The 20,746-nt window shown below is 43.1% G+C and carries 18 protein-coding genes, 1 tRNA gene and 1 pseudogene; 5 read left to right on the top strand and 15 right to left on the bottom strand.

All coding sequences use genetic code 11. From position 1 onward, the window contains the following. Window positions 1-28 precede the first annotated feature (28 nt). Complete coding sequence (locus ACWA2B_RS03420) at window positions 29-3,268, bottom strand: hypothetical protein (protein ID WP_449291697.1); 3,240 nt, start codon at window positions 3,266-3,268, stop codon at window positions 29-31. Window positions 3,269-3,563: 295 nt separating this feature from the next. Between ACWA2B_RS03420 and ACWA2B_RS03415 the strand changes: the two genes are divergently transcribed. Then, complete coding sequence (locus tag ACWA2B_RS03415) at window positions 3,564-4,148, top strand: helix-turn-helix domain-containing protein (RefSeq protein WP_007429779.1); 585 nt, start codon at window positions 3,564-3,566, stop codon at window positions 4,146-4,148. A 206-nt stretch (window positions 4,149-4,354) separates the two neighbouring features. Here the strand turns inward: ACWA2B_RS03415 and ACWA2B_RS03410 are convergent. From ACWA2B_RS03410 to ACWA2B_RS03400, 3 genes and pseudogenes are all read right to left on the bottom strand, one after another. Further along, window positions 4,355-4,737, bottom strand: a pseudogene (locus tag ACWA2B_RS03410) (ribulokinase); the annotation flags it as partial. Between the two features lie 267 nt (window positions 4,738-5,004). Beyond that, window positions 5,005-6,111, bottom strand: coding sequence for a GntR family transcriptional regulator (locus ACWA2B_RS03405; protein ID WP_029516675.1), 1,107 nt, complete (start codon window positions 6,109-6,111; stop codon window positions 5,005-5,007). 197 nt (window positions 6,112-6,308) lie between these two features. Then, window positions 6,309-7,460 (bottom strand): sn-glycerol-1-phosphate dehydrogenase, encoded by a 1,152-nt coding sequence (locus ACWA2B_RS03400; protein ID WP_341039188.1) that lies wholly within the window; start codon window positions 7,458-7,460, stop codon window positions 6,309-6,311. 167 nt (window positions 7,461-7,627) lie between these two features. On the opposite strand from ACWA2B_RS03400, the gene ACWA2B_RS03395 reads away from it, so the two are divergent. Then, a complete protein-coding gene (locus ACWA2B_RS03395) occupies window positions 7,628-7,831 on the top strand; it encodes a hypothetical protein (RefSeq protein ID WP_029516673.1) in 204 nt (67 codons plus the stop codon). A 114-nt stretch (window positions 7,832-7,945) separates the two neighbouring features. On the opposite strand, the gene fabV is transcribed toward ACWA2B_RS03395, so the two are convergent. Both fabV and ACWA2B_RS03385 read right to left on the bottom strand, forming a co-directional pair. Further along, window positions 7,946-9,127 carry an enoyl-ACP reductase FabV gene (gene fabV / locus ACWA2B_RS03390; protein WP_029516672.1) on the bottom strand — a complete coding sequence of 394 codons (1,182 nt, stop codon included), beginning with the start codon at window positions 9,125-9,127 and terminating at the stop codon, window positions 7,946-7,948. A 169-nt stretch (window positions 9,128-9,296) separates the two neighbouring features. Further along, window positions 9,297-9,653 (bottom strand): winged helix-turn-helix transcriptional regulator, encoded by a 357-nt coding sequence (locus ACWA2B_RS03385; RefSeq protein ID WP_029516671.1) that lies wholly within the window; start codon window positions 9,651-9,653, stop codon window positions 9,297-9,299. 197 nt (window positions 9,654-9,850) lie between these two features. Between ACWA2B_RS03385 and ACWA2B_RS03380 the strand changes: the two genes are divergently transcribed. After that, a complete protein-coding gene (locus tag ACWA2B_RS03380) occupies window positions 9,851-10,381 on the top strand; it encodes an NAD(P)H-dependent oxidoreductase (RefSeq protein ID WP_029516670.1) in 531 nt (176 codons plus the stop codon). Window positions 10,382-10,474: 93 nt separating this feature from the next. Here ACWA2B_RS03380 and ACWA2B_RS03375 read toward each other — a convergent pair. Next, a tRNA-Leu gene (locus ACWA2B_RS03375) sits at window positions 10,475-10,559 on the bottom strand. A 376-nt stretch (window positions 10,560-10,935) separates the two neighbouring features. Here ACWA2B_RS03375 and ACWA2B_RS03370 point away from each other — a divergent pair. Next, entirely contained in the window at window positions 10,936-11,376 is a 441-nt protein-coding gene (locus ACWA2B_RS03370) for an N-acetyltransferase (protein ID WP_449291696.1), read from the top strand. Window positions 11,377-11,390: 14 nt separating this feature from the next. Here ACWA2B_RS03370 and ACWA2B_RS03365 read toward each other — a convergent pair whose 3' ends face one another. Both ACWA2B_RS03365 and ACWA2B_RS03360 read right to left on the bottom strand, forming a co-directional pair. After that, complete coding sequence (locus tag ACWA2B_RS03365; protein ID WP_342446122.1) at window positions 11,391-11,909, bottom strand: GNAT family N-acetyltransferase; 519 nt, start codon at window positions 11,907-11,909, stop codon at window positions 11,391-11,393. A gap of 70 nt (window positions 11,910-11,979) precedes the next feature. Then, window positions 11,980-12,495 (bottom strand): hypothetical protein, encoded by a 516-nt coding sequence (locus ACWA2B_RS03360; RefSeq protein WP_341039182.1) that lies wholly within the window; start codon window positions 12,493-12,495, stop codon window positions 11,980-11,982. Between the two features lie 311 nt (window positions 12,496-12,806). Here ACWA2B_RS03360 and ACWA2B_RS03355 point away from each other — a divergent pair, with 311 nt between their 5' ends. Next, window positions 12,807-13,310, top strand: a complete 504-nt coding sequence (locus tag ACWA2B_RS03355) for a hypothetical protein (protein WP_341039181.1) — start codon at window positions 12,807-12,809, stop codon at window positions 13,308-13,310. Between the two features lie 194 nt (window positions 13,311-13,504). Here ACWA2B_RS03355 and nspC read toward each other — a convergent pair whose 3' ends face one another. From nspC to ACWA2B_RS03325, 6 genes are all read right to left on the bottom strand, one after another. Beyond that, a complete protein-coding gene (nspC, locus tag ACWA2B_RS03350) occupies window positions 13,505-14,644 on the bottom strand; it encodes a carboxynorspermidine decarboxylase (protein WP_029516665.1) in 1,140 nt (379 codons plus the stop codon). 8 nt (window positions 14,645-14,652) lie between these two features. Then, window positions 14,653-15,852: a saccharopine dehydrogenase C-terminal domain-containing protein gene (locus tag ACWA2B_RS03345; protein WP_449291695.1), complete on the bottom strand. Its 1,200-nt coding sequence runs from the start codon at window positions 15,850-15,852 to the stop codon at window positions 14,653-14,655. A 314-nt stretch (window positions 15,853-16,166) separates the two neighbouring features. Continuing rightward, complete coding sequence (locus ACWA2B_RS03340; protein ID WP_449291694.1) at window positions 16,167-16,436, bottom strand: bacteriocin immunity protein; 270 nt, start codon at window positions 16,434-16,436, stop codon at window positions 16,167-16,169. Window positions 16,437-16,593: 157 nt separating this feature from the next. After that, complete coding sequence (gene htpG / locus ACWA2B_RS03335; protein ID WP_029516662.1) at window positions 16,594-18,474, bottom strand: molecular chaperone HtpG; 1,881 nt, start codon at window positions 18,472-18,474, stop codon at window positions 16,594-16,596. A gap of 180 nt (window positions 18,475-18,654) precedes the next feature. After that, the gene (locus ACWA2B_RS03330) at window positions 18,655-19,278 is read right to left on the bottom strand and encodes an SMI1/KNR4 family protein (RefSeq protein WP_029516661.1); all 624 of its coding nucleotides are present in this window, start codon (window positions 19,276-19,278) and stop codon (window positions 18,655-18,657) included. Window positions 19,279-19,432: 154 nt separating this feature from the next. Next, a complete protein-coding gene (locus ACWA2B_RS03325; protein ID WP_029516660.1) occupies window positions 19,433-20,746 on the bottom strand; it encodes a WD40 repeat domain-containing protein in 1,314 nt (437 codons plus the stop codon).

Raw genomic sequence — 20,746 nt, 5'->3', positions numbered from 1 at the left:
TATATTTTTCCGAAGCCAAGACATCCTTTTAATCTGTAAAAGGAAATACCTTTTTTGTCCGTTTAATGACGTTTCCGTTTAAATCATAATCCAATTGAATTTGATCACCGGTGAATAAAATAACTTTATTCAGTCGGTTTCCTTTGCCGTATTCGTATGAAGTATCTTTGCCAAGCGCCATATGGGCTGCCTTAATTACAGTTTGTAATGCACCGCTATTAATTTCTGACAGCTTCACATAAACCGTTTGACCTGCCTTCATCTCATACTCTAAGACCGTGTAATCCCAACCATATATTTGTGCTTGCTCAGTTGAGGAGACAAGCTGACTACTAAAATCAGGGTCCGTAAACAAGGCTAGAATTGGCTGCTGCGCAGCAAAGTTGGATTTCTCCTTCACCGCAAAACGGTAAATCCCGTCTTCTTTGGGTGTAAACCGATATTTCCCTTGTTGGCCTACCGTAAAGTCAGCTTCCTTATCTATAAGCTCAATTAGCTCGTCCAGCTTGCTGTCATCGTTATTTTTTACAGCAAACACACGATAAGGCGCTCCAAAGTTAACAGCAGGAGTAGTTGCAGCTACGGAAAGATGAATATTTGCGTTAGCTGGCACTTGCTGTTGAGTATCTGTCGCCTCTTTATGTTCTCTAATCACTTTTCCAGCACGATCTGCAACAGTGAACTGATATGTTCCACCCGTTGCTTTCGCATTCGTCAAAACAGGTGCTTCCTGGCTCCCGCGATTGATCCATACTTCCTGCTTGCCGCCAGACAAAGACGTTTTTAATAATGCTGGTTCTGTGCTTGGATCTGCTTTAATGTCATTGTTGAAATGAATGGTTACAGCTTGCGGCGAAGTGACGGTTACAACAAGCGTACCTCCTGCTCCAAGTGAGATTTCAGGTAGAGAAGCATCCATACCTGCCCTATCCACCTTGGAATTCACACCGCTACCTTCTCCATACATGGCATAGTCATAGAGACGGCTTTCGTTTGAAGCATCTGTGGTTAATGAGGAAGCCTGTGAGCCAACATTATGGAATACATAGCTTTCTCCCTGCTTGATGGTAACCTGATTGCCTGTCGGCACCTGAGCATCCTCAACGTCGAATATTCCTAACACAGCTCCATAAGTCACGGGTACATCCGAGACCGTCGTTACAATGGCATAACCTCCAGCCTGTACCAACGGCAATTGAGTCGTATCACTGGCCTGACTGTATACCGTCCCGTCTGCCTTGTAATTCATGTAATTCCACTTCATACCGCTGACTGAAATGACGTCTAGGGCCTTGTCCAAAGTGCTTACATTTATAAATTTCCGGCCTTCACCGCGTTTTAGTGTAATTCGATGGAAGGCAGCCTGCCCGCTAAGCAAAGCCTCCACCTTATTGCTATAGGTAAAGGTAATTGGCCGATCGGATACATTGGTGACAATGGCTTTACCGCCAGCGACAATCTCTGGGTCCACTGTATTGTTGAAATGATCTGATGTCAGTAATCGAAGCACTTTATAACTTGCAGCATCAAAGTGTGCATTGCCACTGCTTTTGTCATGCCGCAATGAATTCGATTGACTATCATGATTACGAAACTCATACGAATCTCCCGGCTCCAGCGTCGTTTGCCCGATACCATTATCATCTTCGCTGGCCTTAAAGCTCCGATAGATACCCCCAAACGTGATTGGCGTGTCACTGGTTACCGTCACACTAGCCTTTTTACCTGCACCAACCAAAAAGGTTGAGTTCCCGGTATTGCGCCTGGATTGCTCTGTATCATCTGCTTTATACAGGACCACATCAAATTTTCCTTTAACAGTTTTGGCTGTGCTGTGCAGATTCCTCAAATGATCACTAATATTGGTAAAAGCATAACTTTCACCTTTCGAAAGTGTTACCCGCAAGAAAGCAGGATGGCTACTCGTTTCCCAGGAAAAATCATCTGTATAATCAAAGATAATAGGATTCGGACCGATCACAGTCACAATGGCATATCCCGAAGGCGGGATCATGGGACCAGACTGGCTGTTAAAACCAGAGGAATTTACCGTTCCATCCGGCTTGTAAATAGCATAGTCGAACAAGCTTCCTACCTTTTTGGAGTTATTGTAGATCGGATTCACCAGCGTACCATTGTTGTGGAAAATGTAGCTCTTGCCTACCTCAAGCTCCACACGGCTGATTGCATCTCCACCCACTGGACGGGCAATAAAATTGCGATATGGAGCCCCATATGTCACCGGGTTTGCAGTGACCTGGGTAATTACCGCGTATCTGTCCACAGCAATCTGCGGCTTCGCCGTAGTGCCACTGCCGCGTGAAGCCTCTGTTCCGTTTGCCAGATAAACAACATAGTCAAGTTTATCTTTAGATGTACCGTCACTTTCCACCGTATCCAATCGGGTTCCCACATTGATAAATTGGTAGCTTTCTCCCTGATTTAGGGTAACCCGCGCATAAGCCGGCTCGCCGGTGCTTTCTATACTGTATTTACCGTATGGAAATCCGAAGGTAACCGCATTGGCAGTGGAACCTGTAATAATCAGTTCCTCGCCATCACCCAAAGAGGGATGAGCAATGCTATTAAGATCAGATGCGGATAAAGTTCCGTCTGCCTTGTATTTTGCGTAATCAAAACGGCGATTGTCTGCATTTGACCCATCATGCTGAATCGAACGGGCAGTCCATCCTTCATTCACAATCCGATAGCTTTCATTTTTAGAGACCGTAACTCGCTCTAGTGCCGGGTCCTCCGATGTACTGTAGGTGAAGACGTCCGTTACTTTTACGGTTAATGCTGCTGTTCCTGTATTCGTAATAAACGCTGTGCCTCCCCCAGGAACACCAATGGGGCTTATGCCATAGTCCATATGGACAGTGCTGATGTCTCCGTCCTCTTTGTAACTTACACTATCGTACAAAATGCCTTTTGATTGAGAAGCGTTGCTATATATGGACTTACTGATCGTATCTGTATTCTCGAATTCATAGGTTTCCCCAGGTTCGATAACAATTGACGTATACTCCACCGCTGCCAAACTCATCATGAGTGCGTTATAAACGCTGTTTGTTGCAGAGGTAGGCGGATTGAAAGAAACTGTTTCATCAGAAAGCTCCTGCTCCTCCTGTACCAAACCTGCCTGATCCAGTTGTACTCCGTCCCTTAAATCTTGTTTTTCCGCTCCTGCCACACTAGGCAAGCACAGCAAAGTGTTTGTTGCTAAAAGTGCCGTCAGAAACCATACCATTACCTTTTTACAAATCATCTAGCTGTATAACCTCCTTTTTTCTCGTCAAAAAAATCCATGTCGGGCTGCAAGGACCCACTTTTATCTCTGTACATCCTTATAATTGTAAGAGAAGAACATGTTACCTCCATTTCCATTAAAAATGTCACATTTTAATATGTCGGCACCTTAAACTTCCATTTTTATAGGCCAAATGGACCTTATTTTCCATAAACCGGTTAAGCCCATGGGATTAAAAGAAAATCAGGAGAGGAGCCACTTGCAAACCCCCCTTCGGGTATAGTAGTATGTGTTTAAAAAAATCGGAGGGTATATGCCTAAACAACAAGATAAACATTCCATTCAGGCGTGGTCTCTGATCAATCGCAAATATTTGGGAAAAGGCGTGCGTGTCAAACGTTTTCGTAAACCAACACGCTGTCAAGTACGCAATCGCGTTTTGCTTGCCGTTTTGATGGCTAATGACATTAAACTGTCCCAACTTGCCGAGGAGCTTTCCATTTCCTCCCGTAGTGTCAGTGCGTGGGTATATGAAGGTCGCATTCCCGGCAACACTAATCTGGAAAAGACATGTAATACACTTGGTTATCCGCACCATATCCTATTTAATGAAGAGGTTGTCCGGCGTTCACCACTCATCTGTCAACCAGCGCCGTCCCGTTTTATGAAACGGACTGTGACTCGTTCTCCGGTTAAAAATCGGATTTTGGCGGGTCTATGCATGGTACATGATATTTCGGTGACCGATGTGAGTCATTGGATTGGAGTTCACCCCGGTACATTTCGGAAATGGTTGCATCAGGGTACCGTTCCTTCGCAAACTTTCCAGGATCAGGCGGAACAGTTTTTCCGTATTCCAAAATCCATTTTGTTTGCTGATGCCATGCTGAAAAAGTAAAAATGTCCGTAAAAGAGAAATGATTGTAATTTTCATGAAAGTCTTTGAAAGGAACGCATTACCATCTTTCATTCGCTGAGACTTTCACATCATGTAATTTCACAGAATATAAAATGCAAAAAGCACAGTCTACCGATTCCTCGGTGTACTGTGCTTTTTAGATAACAGAGCATTTAAATATTTCTTGCTTATATTTTATCAGTATCTTAAGAATGAATGCTTACCGCTTCAGTTGAACGTCCAGCTTCTTCCTTAATGGACTTTAGCTTTTTCATCACCGGGTTGCCTCCACGTCCAAAGTAGTCGTGAAGACGGCAGTATTCCTCGTACAGCTTATCATACACGGCCGCGTTCTCAGGGATCGGTTTGAAGTTCTCGTCCCGTACACGGCCATATGACGCGCTGCTTCGACGATATCATTGTAACCTCCAGTTTAAGCTCCCGCAGCCACTGCTGCGAACATGGCCGCACCCAGCGCAGGAGTTTGGGTGGAAGCTGCAACCTTAAATAAATTCCCGTCCGGTTACGTCAGCAACGTATACCCGACAATAAGCCCTGTCAGGTTAGTGTCGACCAACAGAGAACGGTTACAGACCGATTGCATTGACCCTTTATTCTTGGTTCTGCTTTCATTATATACTTGTACGTACAACTTAGCTAACCTTTTTATGTTTTTTCGATAGATTTATGTACTTATTTTCAGAAAAGATATAACAATAACAGTCTATTTCTGCAATCCAGAAAACAGACTGTTCGGTATGGCGAGAACCATGCCCATCAAATATGAAGCGTTACAGCTGTATACTTACTAACCTGTCCTTACATGTTAAGTAATAAAAGTGACTGATCTCCCAGCCTAGTGTTCTCCAGGCATGACCTGGACAGGCCCTGTAGATTCACGAACGATGAGCTCAGGCGGTAGAATTAACTGACGATCTTCTTCATGGTACCCCTTCTCTTCAATCATCGACAGCATGGTATCGGCAGCACGTAGCCCCAATTCTTCCTTTGGATGCCGAATTGTCGTTAGCTTGATTTCTGTTGCTGTCGCCAAAAACGAATCATCAAACCCAACCAGCGATAGATCATTGGGTATATTCAGACCCGCCGAACGTACAATGTCCAGGAGTCGAACAGCCAACTCATCATTATAGGTCACCCATCCAGTAGGACGCTCTCCCGCCTCCATCGCCAGCAGCCTCGACGCACGTTGTAGCGGAATCTCATTTTTTTCTTCTGTCCGGTAAGTTGTTACTGCGTTCGGGTGTAATGTCACTCCGTATTTGCGGTGAGCGGCCACAAATCCCTTCATACGAAGAATCCCCTGCATATCATCGGTTTTGAAAAATCCAGCCAAGCGTCGATGTCCCAGCTTAATCAGATGCTCGGCCGCCAAAAAACCACCCTTTTCATCATCTACTCGCAGACATGGCGCATCCATTTCCTCATAACGCGCATTGATCATCAAATAAGGGATTTGGCGATTTTCCACGGTTAAATAATAGTTCAGATTGGGGTTACGCTCTCCACTTTTGGTCGGTTCAATAATAATTCCGCTCAGCGGTTGACTTAACAGCATTTCCAGGCACTGACTTTCTTGCTCAGGGTCATTACCTGTACTTGACAGCAGCATCTTGTAGCCCTGGCGACTCAATTTGGATTCAATTCCCTGTACAATGGATGGGAAAATATAATCCGAAATATAGGTTGTAATGACTCCAATAATCTTTGGATCTTCGGGCTGTTTACTGTCACGTGTCGCGACAAAGGTTCCCTTGCCCTGCATTCGAAACAGCCATCCTTCCTGCACCAGTTCACCCAGCGCCTGACGCACCGTTTGCCGACTAACGGCAAAACGTTCAGACATTTCATGCTCAGATGGAAGCTGACTTTGCGGCTCAAGTCTGGATGAATGAATCCAGGACAAAATTTCCTGTTTAACTTGTATATATTTTGGCGCCATAATTTCCTCCGTACTCGCAATATCGTGTACCTGTTTATATTCCACGATTATAGCATACCGTTCATTTGTACATACAAATGTCACAGGAGCAGGATATCCTCGTATTGCTGCCGGAGGTGTAAACCCATTCGCTTATCCCTTCCTTGCCACACAAGATTGGCTGAATATCTAAGGACAATTTACGTAGATGTTGCACATTACGAACGAAGCAATTGATGTTCGTTCATATACTTGAGCCCAGTATAGCGATCACGCAAGGTATGAGCCGTGCGCAATGCACGAGCGAGCTGTTCCTCCGTAACTCCTAGCTCGGCAATGGTAGATGGGCCTCCGACCTGAGCCAGCCATGCACGCATCTGCTCCGACGTAGGCAAAGCCTGATACACCTTAAAAGCCTCTACATCTTGACTGGATGCTAAATCCCTGTACAGGTCAGACAGCAATGCGGATGCTACGCCTACTTTAGCACCATGCAAAACTTGCTTGCGTCCCTCTGCAATAAAATCCATTTCAATTCGATGGGAAATATGGTGCTCTCCCCCTGACGCTGGACGGGAATGATCTATCATCAGCATCGAAATACCGGATGCAATCAGCGCATTCATCAATACCTCGACACCAGCCTTGCTGCCTGCCGCAATCTCATCGACATGCTCTACACAGGCACGCAAAGCCTCCTCGGTAATGCGATTAGCCACAGGCGAATACGGCTCGTTTCCCAAATCTCTGGAAACATGCCAGTCCGCTAGTGAGGTGAACTTACCAAGCATATCGCCAAAACCTGCGGCAGTCATCGTCTGTGGCGCATTTGCCAGCACGGACAAATCAGCAAAGATCGCCTCTGGCGGAACTGCTTGGAATGTCTGCTTGCTACCGTCCACAATCAGTGGTGCGCCTGCGGAGGTAAAACCATCCACCGAAGCAGCCGTCGGTACTGACAAGAAGGGACGATTCATTTTATAACATACGAAGCGAACCAGATCATGAATCGTGCCAGAACCTACAGCAAGTACAGCCTGACTCTTATCCGCCACACCCAGCAGCACCTTCATAATGTAGGTTTCATCAGCGATGACATCCCCTACAGCATTCGGAGGTAAACGGACTACATCAACTGTCAAACCTGCCTCACGGATCAGCTCAGCCACTCTTTTTCCTGCCGCAACCGAAGTATGCTCATCTTCTACCAGAGTTACATGACGATAATCCTGTTGGTTCAAATAAGGAACAACAGCCTCCAATGCTCCATCTCGTACCTCGATAAACAATTCAACCTTTCGGTGAGGATGATCAGCGTTACTAGCCTGCGCCTCTTCATTCCACAGCTTGATCTGTTCATTCATATTCATTTCATCAGCCTCCTGAAAAGGAATAATTTGCACAAGAATGATACATAATGATTAATAGATTCCGTTTGAAAACGATTACTATTTAATTGTACGCACAAGTGTGTGTCTAAGTCCAGAGAAAAAGTACAAGTTATTTTTTAATTTATACATTTGAAAGGAACATGTTTATGAAATTTGGAACGGATATTGCCTGCGCACTTGGGTTACTGGCAGGTACAACGTTTGGCAGTGGTATTACATTTTTGTTCGGCTGGCAAGCTTACCGGGCCCTGACTTCTGTTGCAATCTTTGGCATTGCGGGGATTATCATTACCATTGCCGTTTTTCGCTTGCTGCACCGTAAGTCGCTTTCCACGTCTAATTCTCGATAAATGCTGTTAGTGAAACGAGTGCAACTTGTATTTTGCTAGAATACATAAAAAAACGGGCCTCTTAAGCCAATTGCATCGCTTGAGAGTACCCGTTTTTATTTTACACATATTCACTTATGAAGTCGTGTCTACCTCTGGGTTAACATCTAATTCATAATCAATTTCATCAAACCCGAATCCAAATAATTGGAGGAAATCCAGACGGTATTGTTCGAGATCGCCCAATTCAGATACATTTTCTGTAGTAATTTCGGACCAAGCTGCTTTGACAGCCTGCTGTACATCGTCTCTCATTTCCCAGTTATCCAGACGGATGCGTCCTTCTTCATCCGTTTCCACCGTGGACCCACTGTATAGCGTCTCGAACAGACGTTGTGCCTGCTCAATACATCCCTCGTGCAGTCCCTTTTCCTTCATGACCTTAAACAGCAAAGAAATATACAATGGTACGACTGGAATAGCCGAACTGGATTGTGTAACCAAAGCTTTATTCACAGAAACGTAGGCTTTTCCATGATAACGTTCCAGTTGCTTTGTTAGAGTATGTGCTGTAGCTTCCAAATCATTTTTAGCTTGGCCAATGGTTCCTTTACGATAGATAGCCTCCGTAATTTCGGGACCAATATACGAGTAAGCCAGTGTGGTTACCCCTTCAGCCAGCAGATCAGCTTCTTCCAACGCTTTTAGCCACAAGGACCAATCTTCGCCACCCATTACCGTGATGGTGTTCTCAATTTCCTCCTGCGTAGCCGGTTCCAGCGTAATTTCTGATACGACACCTGTATTCGTATTCACTGTTTTATTAGAAAAAGACTGTCCGATAGGCTTGAGAACGGAATTAAAAGTTTCACCCGTATCGGGATGTGTCCGTCGCGGTGAAGCGACACTATACACAATCAGGTCTACCTTGCCCAGCTTTTCCTTTACCAGCTTCAATGTCTCCTGCTTAATTTCATGAGAAAAAGCATCTCCATTAATGCTTTCTGCTATGTAGCCAGCTGCTCTGGCCGCTCTTTCAAAGGCTACTGTATTATACCAGCCTGCTGAAGCCGTGCGCCCCTCTGATGCGGGACGTTCATAGGATACCCCTACGGTATCCGCTCCCAGCCCAAAGCTCGCAGCAATACGAGAAGCCAGCCCATATCCAGTAGATGCTCCGATCACAAGTACCTTTTTAGCTCCTTGTATTGATGTACTGTCTTTGATGTAGTTGATCTGACGATTAACATGAGCCGCACATCCTGCAGGATGTGCAGTCGTACATATGAAACCACGAATTTTCGGTTTAATAATCATTGTAAATGGTCCCCCTACTTTGGCATTCATTTAATATGGATGGAATGGTTGTCCAGTCATTACTATATAGCAAATCAGCTTGTGGCTCAACATATAACATAGCACTTGAAGGCAGCCGAAGAAAACCGCCGCAAACATCGTAGTCTATAACGCTTTTTTACTCCACTATTCATTTTGAATCATATTCTAACAACATCACATCTTCTCCTTGCTGTTGTCTTATTTTGATATTAGCTCTTCCCCAAGAACACATTAAATCAATTATTTCATTTGCTGTTATACCATATTCCGTTATATAATACTCCACTTTTGGAGGCATCTGATTATACACATGTCTGCCAATGATGCCATCCTTCTCAAGTTCACGGAGCTGCTGTATAAGAACCTTTTGAGAAACGCCTGGAATACTGCGCTGTAATTCACTTGTCCTCTTTCTACCAGACATTAGTAAGCATATGATTAAGGATTTCCACTTACCTCCGATGATCTCAAGTGTTGCTTCTATGCCTAAATTATATTGTTTCATACGACCACCTCTTCAACGCTAAAATAACTAAGTTGATCTGATTAATTCTATAATCCCATATATTTACTCTAAGTACCATGCACACTTTCTAGTAACTATATTACTTTATTGTGTGTATTTACTTTTTTTATAGCGTACAGAATAATAAGACGTACCAACAAAAAACAAATGATGCTATGTAAGAAAGGTGATTTATGATGAAAACTCTCGTGATTTTAGCACATCCGAATATTGAAGATTCCAGAGTAAATCAAAGATGGAAACAAGAATTACTTCAGTATACCAATGAAATTACTATTCATGAGATTTATAAAGAGTATCCAAACTGGAGCATTGATGTTTTGAGAGAGCAAAAGTTACTTGAAACACATAGTAATATCATATTTCAATTCCCTTTATATTGGTATAGTTACCCACCTTTATTAAAAAAGTGGTTCGATGATGTTTTTACTCACGGATGGGCTTATGGTTCACAAGGTGATAAGTTAAAAGGAAAGAAGCTAGGGATAGCCATGTCCATTGGCGATAAAAAAGAAAATTACTTACCTACTGGTTCCGTTTCTTTCACTGTTGATGAAGTTATAGCACCTTTTAAAGCAAGCGCAGTACATGTTGGCGCCATAACATTACCCTATTTCGCTGTCTTTGGAGCCTCGTTTCAAGCAAGTGACGAAGACATTAATCAGAGTGCAAAGGATTATATTAAATATATATTTCAGTATAAATAAAATAGTTATAATAGTACACGCATCTTAACCATATAAAAACAGGCTCTTGGTGGCATCCAGCCAATCCAAGAACCTGTAAATGTTAGGCAATGATGCGGTCGAGAGGACTCGAACCTCCACGGGGGGTTAGCCCACACGGACCTGAACCGTGCGCGTCTGCCAATTCCGCCACGACCGCATATTATGTATTCACACCGATGTTTTTCAATCACGGTAATTTAGATTATATCTTCCATAGAACATAAAATCAAGCTATTTTTATCTTATATTTTCTATGAATCATTCCCGTAAATATAAGAAAATCACTGGATATCACAAACCAAATATGGTAAAATGAATTCATCAGGAAAGGAGGTGCGTCAACATCAATAATCACATGTTGAGCGTATCCCTTACCCGGTCCGTTATTCTCTAATTTACAGAGTTGACGGAGGCGCGGGATACGGATCAAAGCTTTAATTAAGCGCCACGGGTAAAAAGACCGTCCTCGGACGGTCTTTTTTATTTCAACATCATCTATAAGATTACATACTGTACTGTGAAGAGGTGACACGATGTCGATTAGACCCGCAAATGTGGAAGAGCTCAACGAGTTGGCAGCCATCTGGCTAGATGCTTCCATAGAAGCCCATCATTTTATTGCTCCGCAGTATTGGACATCCCAAGTTACCGAGATGGAAAACAGGTACCTTCCTCTCGCTCAAAACTACGTTATCATACAAGATGATCATAGCATTGGCGGCTTCGTTTCCATGTTGGATGGATACTTGGCGGCTCTATTTATACGTGTTGATTCTCAAAGAAAGGGCTATGGCAAGCTACTATTAGATTGGGTGAAAAAGCAGCATGACGAAATTCAATTAAAGGTGTATCAGTCAAACACGAAAGCATTTAACTTTTATACTAAAAATGGATTTACCGTTCAAGCAGAATCTGTGGATGCCGAAACTGACGAGAAAGAATTGGTAATGGTATGGACAAAACATGAACGATAATGAAGTACCTTTAGCTATATAGTCTTCTTATTTAACCCATAGACCTCGGTATATAAAATCTCTTTACACGGAGCAAAATCCTGTTCAGCCAACGCACCTGGATAGCTCATAATTTGAAGCCGCAGATCAGCCTGTCCTTTTCTTAAAGGGGGCTGTACATAGTCAAAATGGTTCAGATGAAACCCCAAACGTTCATAAAAACCAATTCTTCTCTGAGTCCATTCATCCACTGGTGGCTCAACTTCCAGCACTACCGGTTTACCGGACTGTAAAATAAACTTGCTCATAAGCTCTTTACCTAACCCGCCACCCCGTATAGCCGAATCTACGGCAATATGCTCTACAAACCGAAAATCTGTAAACTCCCAGCCCGCCAAAAAAGCTATTGTTTGCCCTTGTTCGTCTTTTTTGGTAAGTAAACGATAACACGGATGATGAAGAAGAGCCCTCTGTGACTCGAATGTCCTGCATTCCGTTTCAGGAAAAGAAGCCTCCATAATCGCATATACTTGAGAGAATTCAAGTTCATTCATTTATACTTTCAACTCCTCTAACGTTAACTTGTTGGTCTACTAATGTTATTTACATTACGGTCCTAACCCTTTAGACCTTGTTTAATTCCATAAGCGTCAGCAATATGTGTTCCAACAGCTCTGGAATGTCTTCCATCTGATCTTCGTTAATTTGTCTGGAAAATCGGAGTTCAATCCTGTTTTGGTATGTAGATGTCCTCTCTCCGTAAATCTGACTAAGCGTTTGTACCGGTCGAAGATCGGGCTTCCAAATTTCGGTCAGTATATTTTCAATCCGGCTGCATTGTGACTCAATATCACGAATTTCCATGTAAAAACTCAACAACAAGACACATCCCGGAATTTGATCTTTGATTTCCAAAATTTCCGCAGCCAAGTTGTTTAAATCCGCCTTTAGTTGAACCTCTGCTGTCACACTCGGGTGTTCTCTCAGTCTGAATTGGACAGCAAATTCACGTGACATCACAGACATTTCCAATCTGTCGATCCGCTGTGTAATGTCAATACGTGAATCCAAATTATCCAGATCGTAAACAGCATTTTCTATAGCCACTTTTAAATTATCAAAAACGGTCGGGTCGAACATGTGCAATTCACCTCTGCCTATCGTTACAATTTATTTCCCAAGTCATGTCCAAGTTTGTTCCTAATCTAAAGAGTATACCATATATATTTTCCTCCAAGAAATGTGACCTTTAAACGGAACTCCTGGGACAAACTTGTGAACATGCAAAATGAAATTCTGTAACAAAATATTCTATTATATTTATTTTATTGATAAATATTCCTTTTTATTATTCCAATTTCCTGGTGATTGATATACAATTAACTCAGAAACAGTTACTAATATATTCATATAAATGAATATAAATCCCAAAAAAGAGAGGGCTCTTATTCATGAAAAAAGCGTTGTTGGCTTCATTAGGTTTTGCACTTATGCTAAGTACTTCTGCTGGTGTCGCATTAGCGGAAGAAACAAATTCCGTACCAGCCGCAAAGGAATCAACTCTCACCTCTGCACTTGAATATCATGAACAGGAACCAAATGATAGTTTTGAACAGGCTAACTACTATTTTATAGGTGATGCTGTTATCGGAAGACTTGGTGCAGAGGGAGTGCCTGGAGTCTGGGAAGCCTACGATGTATATAAAATCAAGGCTTTTGAATCACAAAAAGCTCATTTTACAATTCAGGGAGACAGATATTCAGATTCCTGGTTGCAGATGACTGTTTACGATAATACTGGTAGTAAAATGAAACGTTCAAGAGATGGTCAATATTCTTTAGATGTAGAACTTGAAAAAGGTAAAGAATACTACCTAGCCGTCGAGGTTTTTCCAGGACTTCAACCTGGAGGACATATATTTGACTATAAAGTCTCTTCTGAAGCTGTAAGGTAGACTAATTAAATTTATGTAACTTTTCAAGTAGTGAATCATTATTTAATGCCCGTTGTCGTATTGGATACATGCAACAGGCACATATAAAAACTAAAAAATCCTAACTACACCAAAAAGCCTCACCCCTTTCTCAAGGGGCGAGCTTTTGTAGTTCATTCATTCTTCGGTACAGTCATTTAGATCACATCTATTTCTTACGACAAACGAGAACTAAAGTCCTCGTAGGAAAACTGACGGATTACCTTAATGCCTTCTTCGTCGTTGTAGCTGGCGATGGCTGGCAGGTTGACTCCGTTGAACATGTGGTTTTTGACCATGGTGTAATGGGCCATGTCGCAGAATACAAGCTTGTCTCCCGGCTTCAATGGCTCTTTAAAGGAATAGTCACCAATTACATCTCCGGCCAAGCACGTAAGCCCACCAAGTCTATAAGTATGTGCATACTCACCAGGTTTGCCTGCATCAATGATATTCGGGCGGTAAGGCATAGCCAGCACATCAGGCATATGACATTCAGCCGAAGTATCCAGAATGGCAATATCCATTCCGTTCTTCATCGTATCCAATACAGTAGCCACCAGATATCCAGTATTCAAAGCAATAGCTTCGCCCGGCTCCAGATAAACCTGCACACCATATTTATCCTGAAAATATTGAATACAGCGTACCAGCGTGTCCAGATCATAGTCTTCTCTGGTAATATGGTGACCGCCGCCGAAATTGAGCCATTTCATGTTCTTAATGTATGGCCCGAATTTCTCATCCACGACTTTAATGGTGCGCTCTAGCGTATCTGAATTCTGTTCACACATCGTATGAAAATGAATACCGTCCACGCCATCCAGATCCTCAGGTCTAAAGTTAGCCAGAGTCACACCCATTCTGGAGTTGTTGTAGCAAGGATCATACAACGGCGTTTCGATTTCCGAATATTCCGGATTCACCCGAATGCCGATGTCGATTTTTTTGGAAGTTACGCCTTGCACTCTGCTTTTGTAGCGTTTCAGTTGATCAAAGGAGTTGAAAACAATATGGTCAACATACTCCAATAGCTCATCAAATTCACTGTCAACATAAGCAGGTGCGTATACGTGAACTTCCTTGTCCATTTTTTCGCGACCAAGTCTAGCCTCGAACAACGAACTGGAGGTTACCCCTTTTAGGTATTTGCCAACCAGAGGAAAGGTCGAAAACATCGAAAATCCCTTAAGAGCGAGCAAAATACTGCAGCCTGTCCGTTCTTGAACGGAATTTAAAACCTCAAGGTTTTTGACAAGAAGTCTTTCGTCAACAAGATAACAAGGTGATGGAAGTCCTGTAATATCAATATTCATCGCAGACCTCAATCAAGCAACGTTGGCGTAAAGTTCTCTTGCCATGGCAATCCGTGTTTATTTAGGGCTTCCATAAATGGATCTGGATCAAATTCCTCAACGTTGTAAACGCCTGGTTTTTTCCAGAGACCTTTGATGATAAGCATGGCGCCGATCATGGCAGGAACACCAGTGGTGTAAGAAATGGCTTGGGAGCCAACCTCTGCATAACATTCCTCATGATCACAAACATTGTAAACATAATACGTTTTTGGTTTTCCATCTTTCACACCTTGGATGATGCAACCAATGTTTGTTTTGCCTTTTGTTCTTGGACCCAGAGAAGCCGGATCTGGCAAAATAGCCTTCAGGAATTGCAGTGGAATGATTTGTTGTCCTTCGTAATCAATAGGCTCGATCGAAGTCAAGCCTACGTTTTGAAGTACATTCAAATGATTCAGATAATTGTCCGAGAACGTCATCCAGAAGCGGATTTTTTTCACGCCTTTAATATTCACTGCAAGAGATTCCAGTTCTTCATGGTACAAAAGATATATATTTTTCGGTCCAATTTCAGGAAGGTCGTATACCTTTTTCTCAGAAAGTGGCTCAGTTTCAATCCATTCTCCGTTTTCAAAGTAACGGCCCTTCGCCGTAATTTCACGAATATTGATTTCCGGATTAAAATTAGTTGCAAAAGGATATCCGTGGTCCCCTGCATTCGCATCCACAATATCAATCGTATGAATTTCATCAAAGTAGTGCTTTTGAGCATAAGCCGTAAATACTCCAGTCACGCCTGGATCAAAACCGCTGCCCAGCAGAGCTGTAATTCCTGCTTTTTCGAATCTTTCTTTGTAGGCCCATTGCCAGCTGTATTCAAACTTCGGCGTATCCGGCGGTTCATAGTTCGCCGTATCAACGTAATGAACACCTGTCTCAAGGCAAGCATCCATTATCGTCAAATCCTGATAAGGGAGAGCCACATTGATAACTACATCCGGTTGAAAGCTTCGAATCAAGTCAATGACCATGTCGGTGTTGTCAGCATCAAGCTGAGCCGTTTGAATCTTCGTACGACCTCCACCCAGCTTCTCTTTAAGCGCATCGCATTTCTCAACAGTTCTGCTTGCGATACAAATTTCTTCAAATACATCTGGGTTTTGGCAACATTTATGCACCACAACGCTGGCCACGCCACCGGCGCCAATAATCAATGCTTTTCCCAAAATAAATAACCTCCTTATTCCATACGCTAATCGCTAATCATTCTTGCAAACAAAATGATTATAAAGACATCCCACCAAATAATCAAGAAAAACGATAATTTGCTGTGTCAAAATTCACAGGAGCATGTCACAAAAACTTTACAAAACCCAAAATTAGGCATAAAACTCCGTAAAGTGAACAGAAAACAACTATTACCCCATACACCCCAGGGAAGTCAGCACACGTTTAACGGAAGTTTTTTTGAATATAATGCTCATAGCCCTAAAGAATTAATACTATCTTATTTCTAAACAAAAGACCACCCCTCCACATCCTATGGAGAAGATTCATGGGGTGGTAAAATGATGGGCTGATAGCGTAATGCCTCATCTACGATCTCTGCCGCACTCAAATCACGATCATCCCAGTAGATCAAATTACTGATCCCCGGATGAGGCGTATTTTGCATCACTATGGTCAACATACTGTCGATTTCCTCTTCTGTTCCCTCATCTCTGATGATTTTTTCTACTAACTGTATAAGCTCACTTCGTTCTAAACGGTCTAAATTTTGGAGTTCCTGGTTGGCTTGATCCAGACTCATATAATTGCCCTCCTTTGTATTGAGTATGATCGGCAATGTGTGGGCCCATCCCTTCTTCTGTAAGCGCTATATGGTCTATCATGAAGCTTTAGGAAACGTTTATGATAAATAAAGCCGCTCCCAGTACGGGAACGGCTCTATATAGTAATAAAGCTTGTTAAACCATGATTTTGCAAATATCGTTCGTGAATTCAACCGGATCTTGCAGCGGCAAGCCTTCGATCAGCAAAGCCTGATTATACAGTAATGCCGTATAGAGGTTTACTTTCTCCTTATCCTCGGCAAAAGCTTCTTTCAAAGAGTTGAACACCGCATGGTTTACGTTAATTTCCAGCACTTTATTCGCTTTGACATCAGCGTTATTAGGCATGGCGTTCAAGATTTTTTCCATCTCAATCGTCACTTCGCCGTCTGCGGATAGACATACCGGATGTGTCTTCAAGCGCTTAGAGGCTTTAACACTGGATACCTTGCCTTCCAGCAAGCCCTTCATGTACTCGAACAGCTCTTTGTTGTCGTTTTGTTCTGCTTCTGTTTCTTTCTCGGTTTCGTCAGGCTCAATGCCCAGATCACCGCTTGATACAGATTTGAATTCTTTCTCTTTGTAGCTTAAGAGCATTTTAATAGCGAACTCATCAATATCATCAGTGAAGTACAGAATTTCGTAGCCTTTGTCGGCCACCATTTCGGTTTGCGGCAGTTTTTCAATACGCTCGTTGGACTCGCCGGAAGCATAATAGATATACTTTTGATCTTCTGGCATACGTGATACGTATTCGTCCAAAGTAACCTGCTTTTTCTCTGTAGAAGAGTAGAACATGAGCAGATCCTGCAGAGTTTCTTTATGTCTGCCGTAATCGTTGTAGACACCAAATTTCAATTGTCTGCCAAATGATTTGTAGAATTGATCATATTTCTCCCGATCATTTTTGAGCAAGGTCAGCAATTGGCCTTTGATTTTGCTTTCGATATTTTTGGCAATCAGCTTCAGCTGACGGTCATGCTGCAGCATTTCTCTGGAAATGTTGAGTGACAGGCTTTCGGAGTCAACCATACCTTTGACAAAGCTAAAATAATCCGGCAGCAGATCAGGGGATTTTTCCATAATCAGCACACCGTTGGCATACAACTCCAGCCCTTTTTCATATTCCTTGGAGTAGAAATCAAACGGGATATTCTCAGGAATAAACAGAATAGCTTGGTACACTACCGCGCCGTCCGCGCTGACATGGATATGCTGGAGCGGCTTGTCGTAGCCATAGCGTTTTTCCGCATAGAAATTTTGATAATCCTCGTCGGTCAGCTCGCTTTTGTTTTTTCTCCAGATCGGAACCATGCTGTTGATACGCTGTTCTTCCTCGTAATCCTCAAACTCGTTGTCGCTTCCCTCTTTCAACCGCTTGCCTGTAATATCCATTTTAATCGGATAGCGGATAAAGTCGGAGTATTTTTTAATCAGTGCTTTTAAACGATACTCGTCCAAATATTCGTCGTAGGACTCATCTTCGGTGTTTGCTTTGATTTTCAGAACAATCTCGGTTCCGACCTCGTCCTTCTCAGCTGCCTCAATGGTATACCCGTCCGCACCTGTGGATTCCCATTTATATGCAGTATCGCTTCCCAAAGCCTTGGTAGTCACTGTAACCACATCTGCTACCATGAAAGCTGAATAGAAGCCGACGCCGAATTGACCGATGATGTCATGACCATCCTTGGATTCATTTTCATTTTTGAATGCCAGTGAGCCGCTTTTAGCAATAACACCCAGGTTATTTTCTAGTTCTTCCTTAGTCATACCAATCCCGGTATCACGCAGGGTTAGCGTTCTATTATCCTTATTGGCAGTTACTTTGATATAATAATTTTCTTTGTCAAAGACCAGTTGATCATCCGTCAATGCTTTATAATAAATTTTGTCAATCGCATCACTTGCATTGGAGATCAGCTCTCTTAGAAAAATTTCCTTTTGCGTGTAAATCGAGTTAATCATCATTTCGAGCAGACGCTTGGACTCAGCCTGAAACTGTTTTTTCTCCATTCGGATATCTCCTTTCAGATGTAAACCTATGTAAGGCCAGCAGATATGAGCTATGCAAACGATTCTACTTTGTTAGCACTCCCATCTTTCGAGTGCTAGCCTACCTTTTTTATAACATTCCTCATTTTTTATGTCAATATCTCGGTTGGCTGAGCAGTAAAATTACATTTTAGGAAATCGCTAGTGTCTAATGTGTTTAAACATCACGTTAAACATTTCGACAGAGGAGGGAAACAGCCCTTGTACATGGGGAAGCAGATTACTCCTGATCCGCAGCTCATCCTCATCCAAATGCTGTAGGTCCTCATGAAAGAACCAAACAATAGGATAATCGCCGTCCTTATGTCTGCTGCCTACATTTAAACAAACGGGACCTTGGTCGTCCTCTGCTATTGCAAAAGGAATGTAGCCTGCTGACAGCAGAGGTGACCATTGATCGAGCAAATCATAAAATGCCTTTAAGCCTTGACCTACAGGCAGACGCGGGAACTCAACAAACGTACAATCGCTCCAGTACACTCCCGGAATGGACTCATTATCGAATTGTAAAGATACATAATGGTAGGACATGATAAAACTCCTTAGCAGGGGCGGCAGCTCAAAATGGTATTTTTCCTCCATCTCCCGAATTTCCTGTTCAGTAATCTGTGAAGGGAGAGGCTTCCACTTGATCCATCCCTCCTCGTCGACATTCCCATCACGCATTTCAATCGGTACATTTTCTTCCACATCCATAAAAAAGGCTTCATCCATCTGTGCAAATAGTTCCTTCATAGATGTACGAATATCCGCTTTCTTGTCCATGTCCTCACACCTCTTTCCTCTCTATTCGCATTTTGCATCATGGGTTTATGCCAAATGCTCTCTATATGAAAATAGCATTGTATTCATGTGTTACTGCACTTTTAAGTTCAGCTTATCAGAACTTGCTTTTATCACCATTTGCGGAATATTAGTATTACCAGCGCAACGGCTCATAGTTACGCCAGATCATCCAACGTTCTGTCTCGTGAATTAGAGCGGTGCCAATGCTATATTCGTCCTTCGTGCTGCTCTGCAAATCAATCAAATGAAGCATACCACCATACGTTCCAACCGCCAACATGCCTTCATCGGGTGTAACTGCCAGCCCGGATATCGTACTGCCGACAAAATAGCGCCAAAGTTCACGCCCCTCCCTGTCAATCAGACGGAGATAACCGTAGGCATCACCCAAAATAGATCCTTGCGTCAGTGCTGTTGCAGCGTATACTCGCATTTCTTCATTTATCATCGGCCACTCTTCCTTATTCTGAGCAAGACCCTGATCCACCTCAGCAATCGACACTTGAATGGTGGCGCCGTTGTAGAAATGACAGGCATTGTACCAGACATTCAAATCATCTTTGGAAAATACAGCATAATGCGGATAACTAGAATTTGGCTCCAATGTATGCACCGTCTTATCGGACAGATCCATAAGCATATGCTCACTCATCTGGCTACCGTAAGCGATCCAGCGTCCATCCCTCGACACAGCTCCATGGGCCATATCCACAATCGTGTCTTCCAGCTCTAGTTCTCTTCGTTCAGACGTCTTGGGATGGATCAAATCCACCTGATCACCAGCCAACAAATAAACGCCGTAACCGCATACCAGCAGAACTCGCTGTCCATCGCCAAACGGAATCACTTCATCTAATATATCCTCTGGATGCTCTTCATCTCCCAAGCACTCCAAATCAGGAATGGATGCTTTTAAGCGTCCTTGTATATCCTTCCACTGAAAATGTGCTGTCTCTTCTCCTTGCAGATTTAAGTCCGGTTGACGAACAATACGAATCCCCTGTCCATCCACCAACGCAAAATAAGTCCCGTCTGGCGAACAGCCTACTCGATGCAGTCCGGGGATTTGCAAGATTCTATCTTTTCCCGCCACATAGATCATTCCACATTCCCGAGGATTGCCCGCATGTAGAATGACTTCATTGCCTCCATTCATAAAAGCTATCGGCCTAACGGCTTGCAAAGCCTCCTCAAACGCTGCTGTAAGCGGCCAGGATGCAGCCGGAATTTCCCGACGTAACTGCTCTGTTTCCTCTGCCTGATTTGCGTCCTGAATCATACGAAAAATATCTTCAGCCAGTTTGGAGCGTTCGTCTTGCTTTGGCTCTGGCTGCTCCTGCTGCCACTGGCTTTCCATACCGATTCTGACAAATTCATTCACATCTGCAGCATACCTTTTTCCTTCCTGTCGCCACTTTGCTGCCATTTCATGATCCAACCAACTCAT

This window comes from Paenibacillus sp. CMM36 (assembly GCF_053570945.1).
Note: the sequence above shows the minus strand (reverse complement) of the source record. Positions and strands in the feature narration are given on the sequence as shown.

Excerpts from the sequence above, each read along its gene's own strand:
- ACWA2B_RS03355 (WP_341039181.1), top strand. The coding sequence starts at position 12,807 with ATGAAAAAAGCGTTGTTGGCTTCATTAGGTTTTGCACTTATGCTAAGT.
- ACWA2B_RS03415 (WP_007429779.1), top strand. The coding sequence starts at position 3,564 with ATGCCTAAACAACAAGATAAACATTCCATTCAGGCGTGGTCTCTGATC.
- ACWA2B_RS03330 (WP_029516661.1), bottom strand. The coding sequence starts at position 19,278 with ATGGACAAGAAAGCGGATATTCGTACATCTATGAAGGAACTATTTGCA.
- ACWA2B_RS03400 (WP_341039188.1), bottom strand. The coding sequence starts at position 7,460 with ATGAATATGAATGAACAGATCAAGCTGTGGAATGAAGAGGCGCAGGCT.
- ACWA2B_RS03360 (WP_341039182.1), bottom strand. The coding sequence starts at position 12,495 with ATGTTCGACCCGACCGTTTTTGATAATTTAAAAGTGGCTATAGAAAAT.
- ACWA2B_RS03385 (WP_029516671.1), bottom strand. The coding sequence starts at position 9,653 with ATGAAACAATATAATTTAGGCATAGAAGCAACACTTGAGATCATCGGA.
- nspC (WP_029516665.1), bottom strand. The coding sequence starts at position 14,644 with ATGAATATTGATATTACAGGACTTCCATCACCTTGTTATCTTGTTGAC.
- htpG (WP_029516662.1), bottom strand. The coding sequence starts at position 18,474 with ATGGAGAAAAAACAGTTTCAGGCTGAGTCCAAGCGTCTGCTCGAAATG.
- ACWA2B_RS03370 (WP_449291696.1), top strand. The coding sequence starts at position 10,936 with ATGTCGATTAGACCCGCAAATGTGGAAGAGCTCAACGAGTTGGCAGCC.
- ACWA2B_RS03380 (WP_029516670.1), top strand. The coding sequence starts at position 9,851 with ATGAAAACTCTCGTGATTTTAGCACATCCGAATATTGAAGATTCCAGA.
- ACWA2B_RS03395 (WP_029516673.1), top strand. The coding sequence starts at position 7,628 with ATGAAATTTGGAACGGATATTGCCTGCGCACTTGGGTTACTGGCAGGT.
- ACWA2B_RS03405 (WP_029516675.1), bottom strand. The coding sequence starts at position 6,111 with ATGGCGCCAAAATATATACAAGTTAAACAGGAAATTTTGTCCTGGATT.
- ACWA2B_RS03365 (WP_342446122.1), bottom strand. The coding sequence starts at position 11,909 with ATGAATGAACTTGAATTCTCTCAAGTATATGCGATTATGGAGGCTTCT.
- fabV (WP_029516672.1), bottom strand. The coding sequence starts at position 9,127 with ATGATTATTAAACCGAAAATTCGTGGTTTCATATGTACGACTGCACAT.
- ACWA2B_RS03340 (WP_449291694.1), bottom strand. The coding sequence starts at position 16,436 with ATGAGTCTGGATCAAGCCAACCAGGAACTCCAAAATTTAGACCGTTTA.
- ACWA2B_RS03420 (WP_449291697.1), bottom strand. The coding sequence starts at position 3,268 with ATGATTTGTAAAAAGGTAATGGTATGGTTTCTGACGGCACTTTTAGCA.
- ACWA2B_RS03325 (WP_029516660.1), bottom strand. The coding sequence starts at position 20,746 with ATGAGTTGGTTGGATCATGAAATGGCAGCAAAGTGGCGACAGGAAGGA.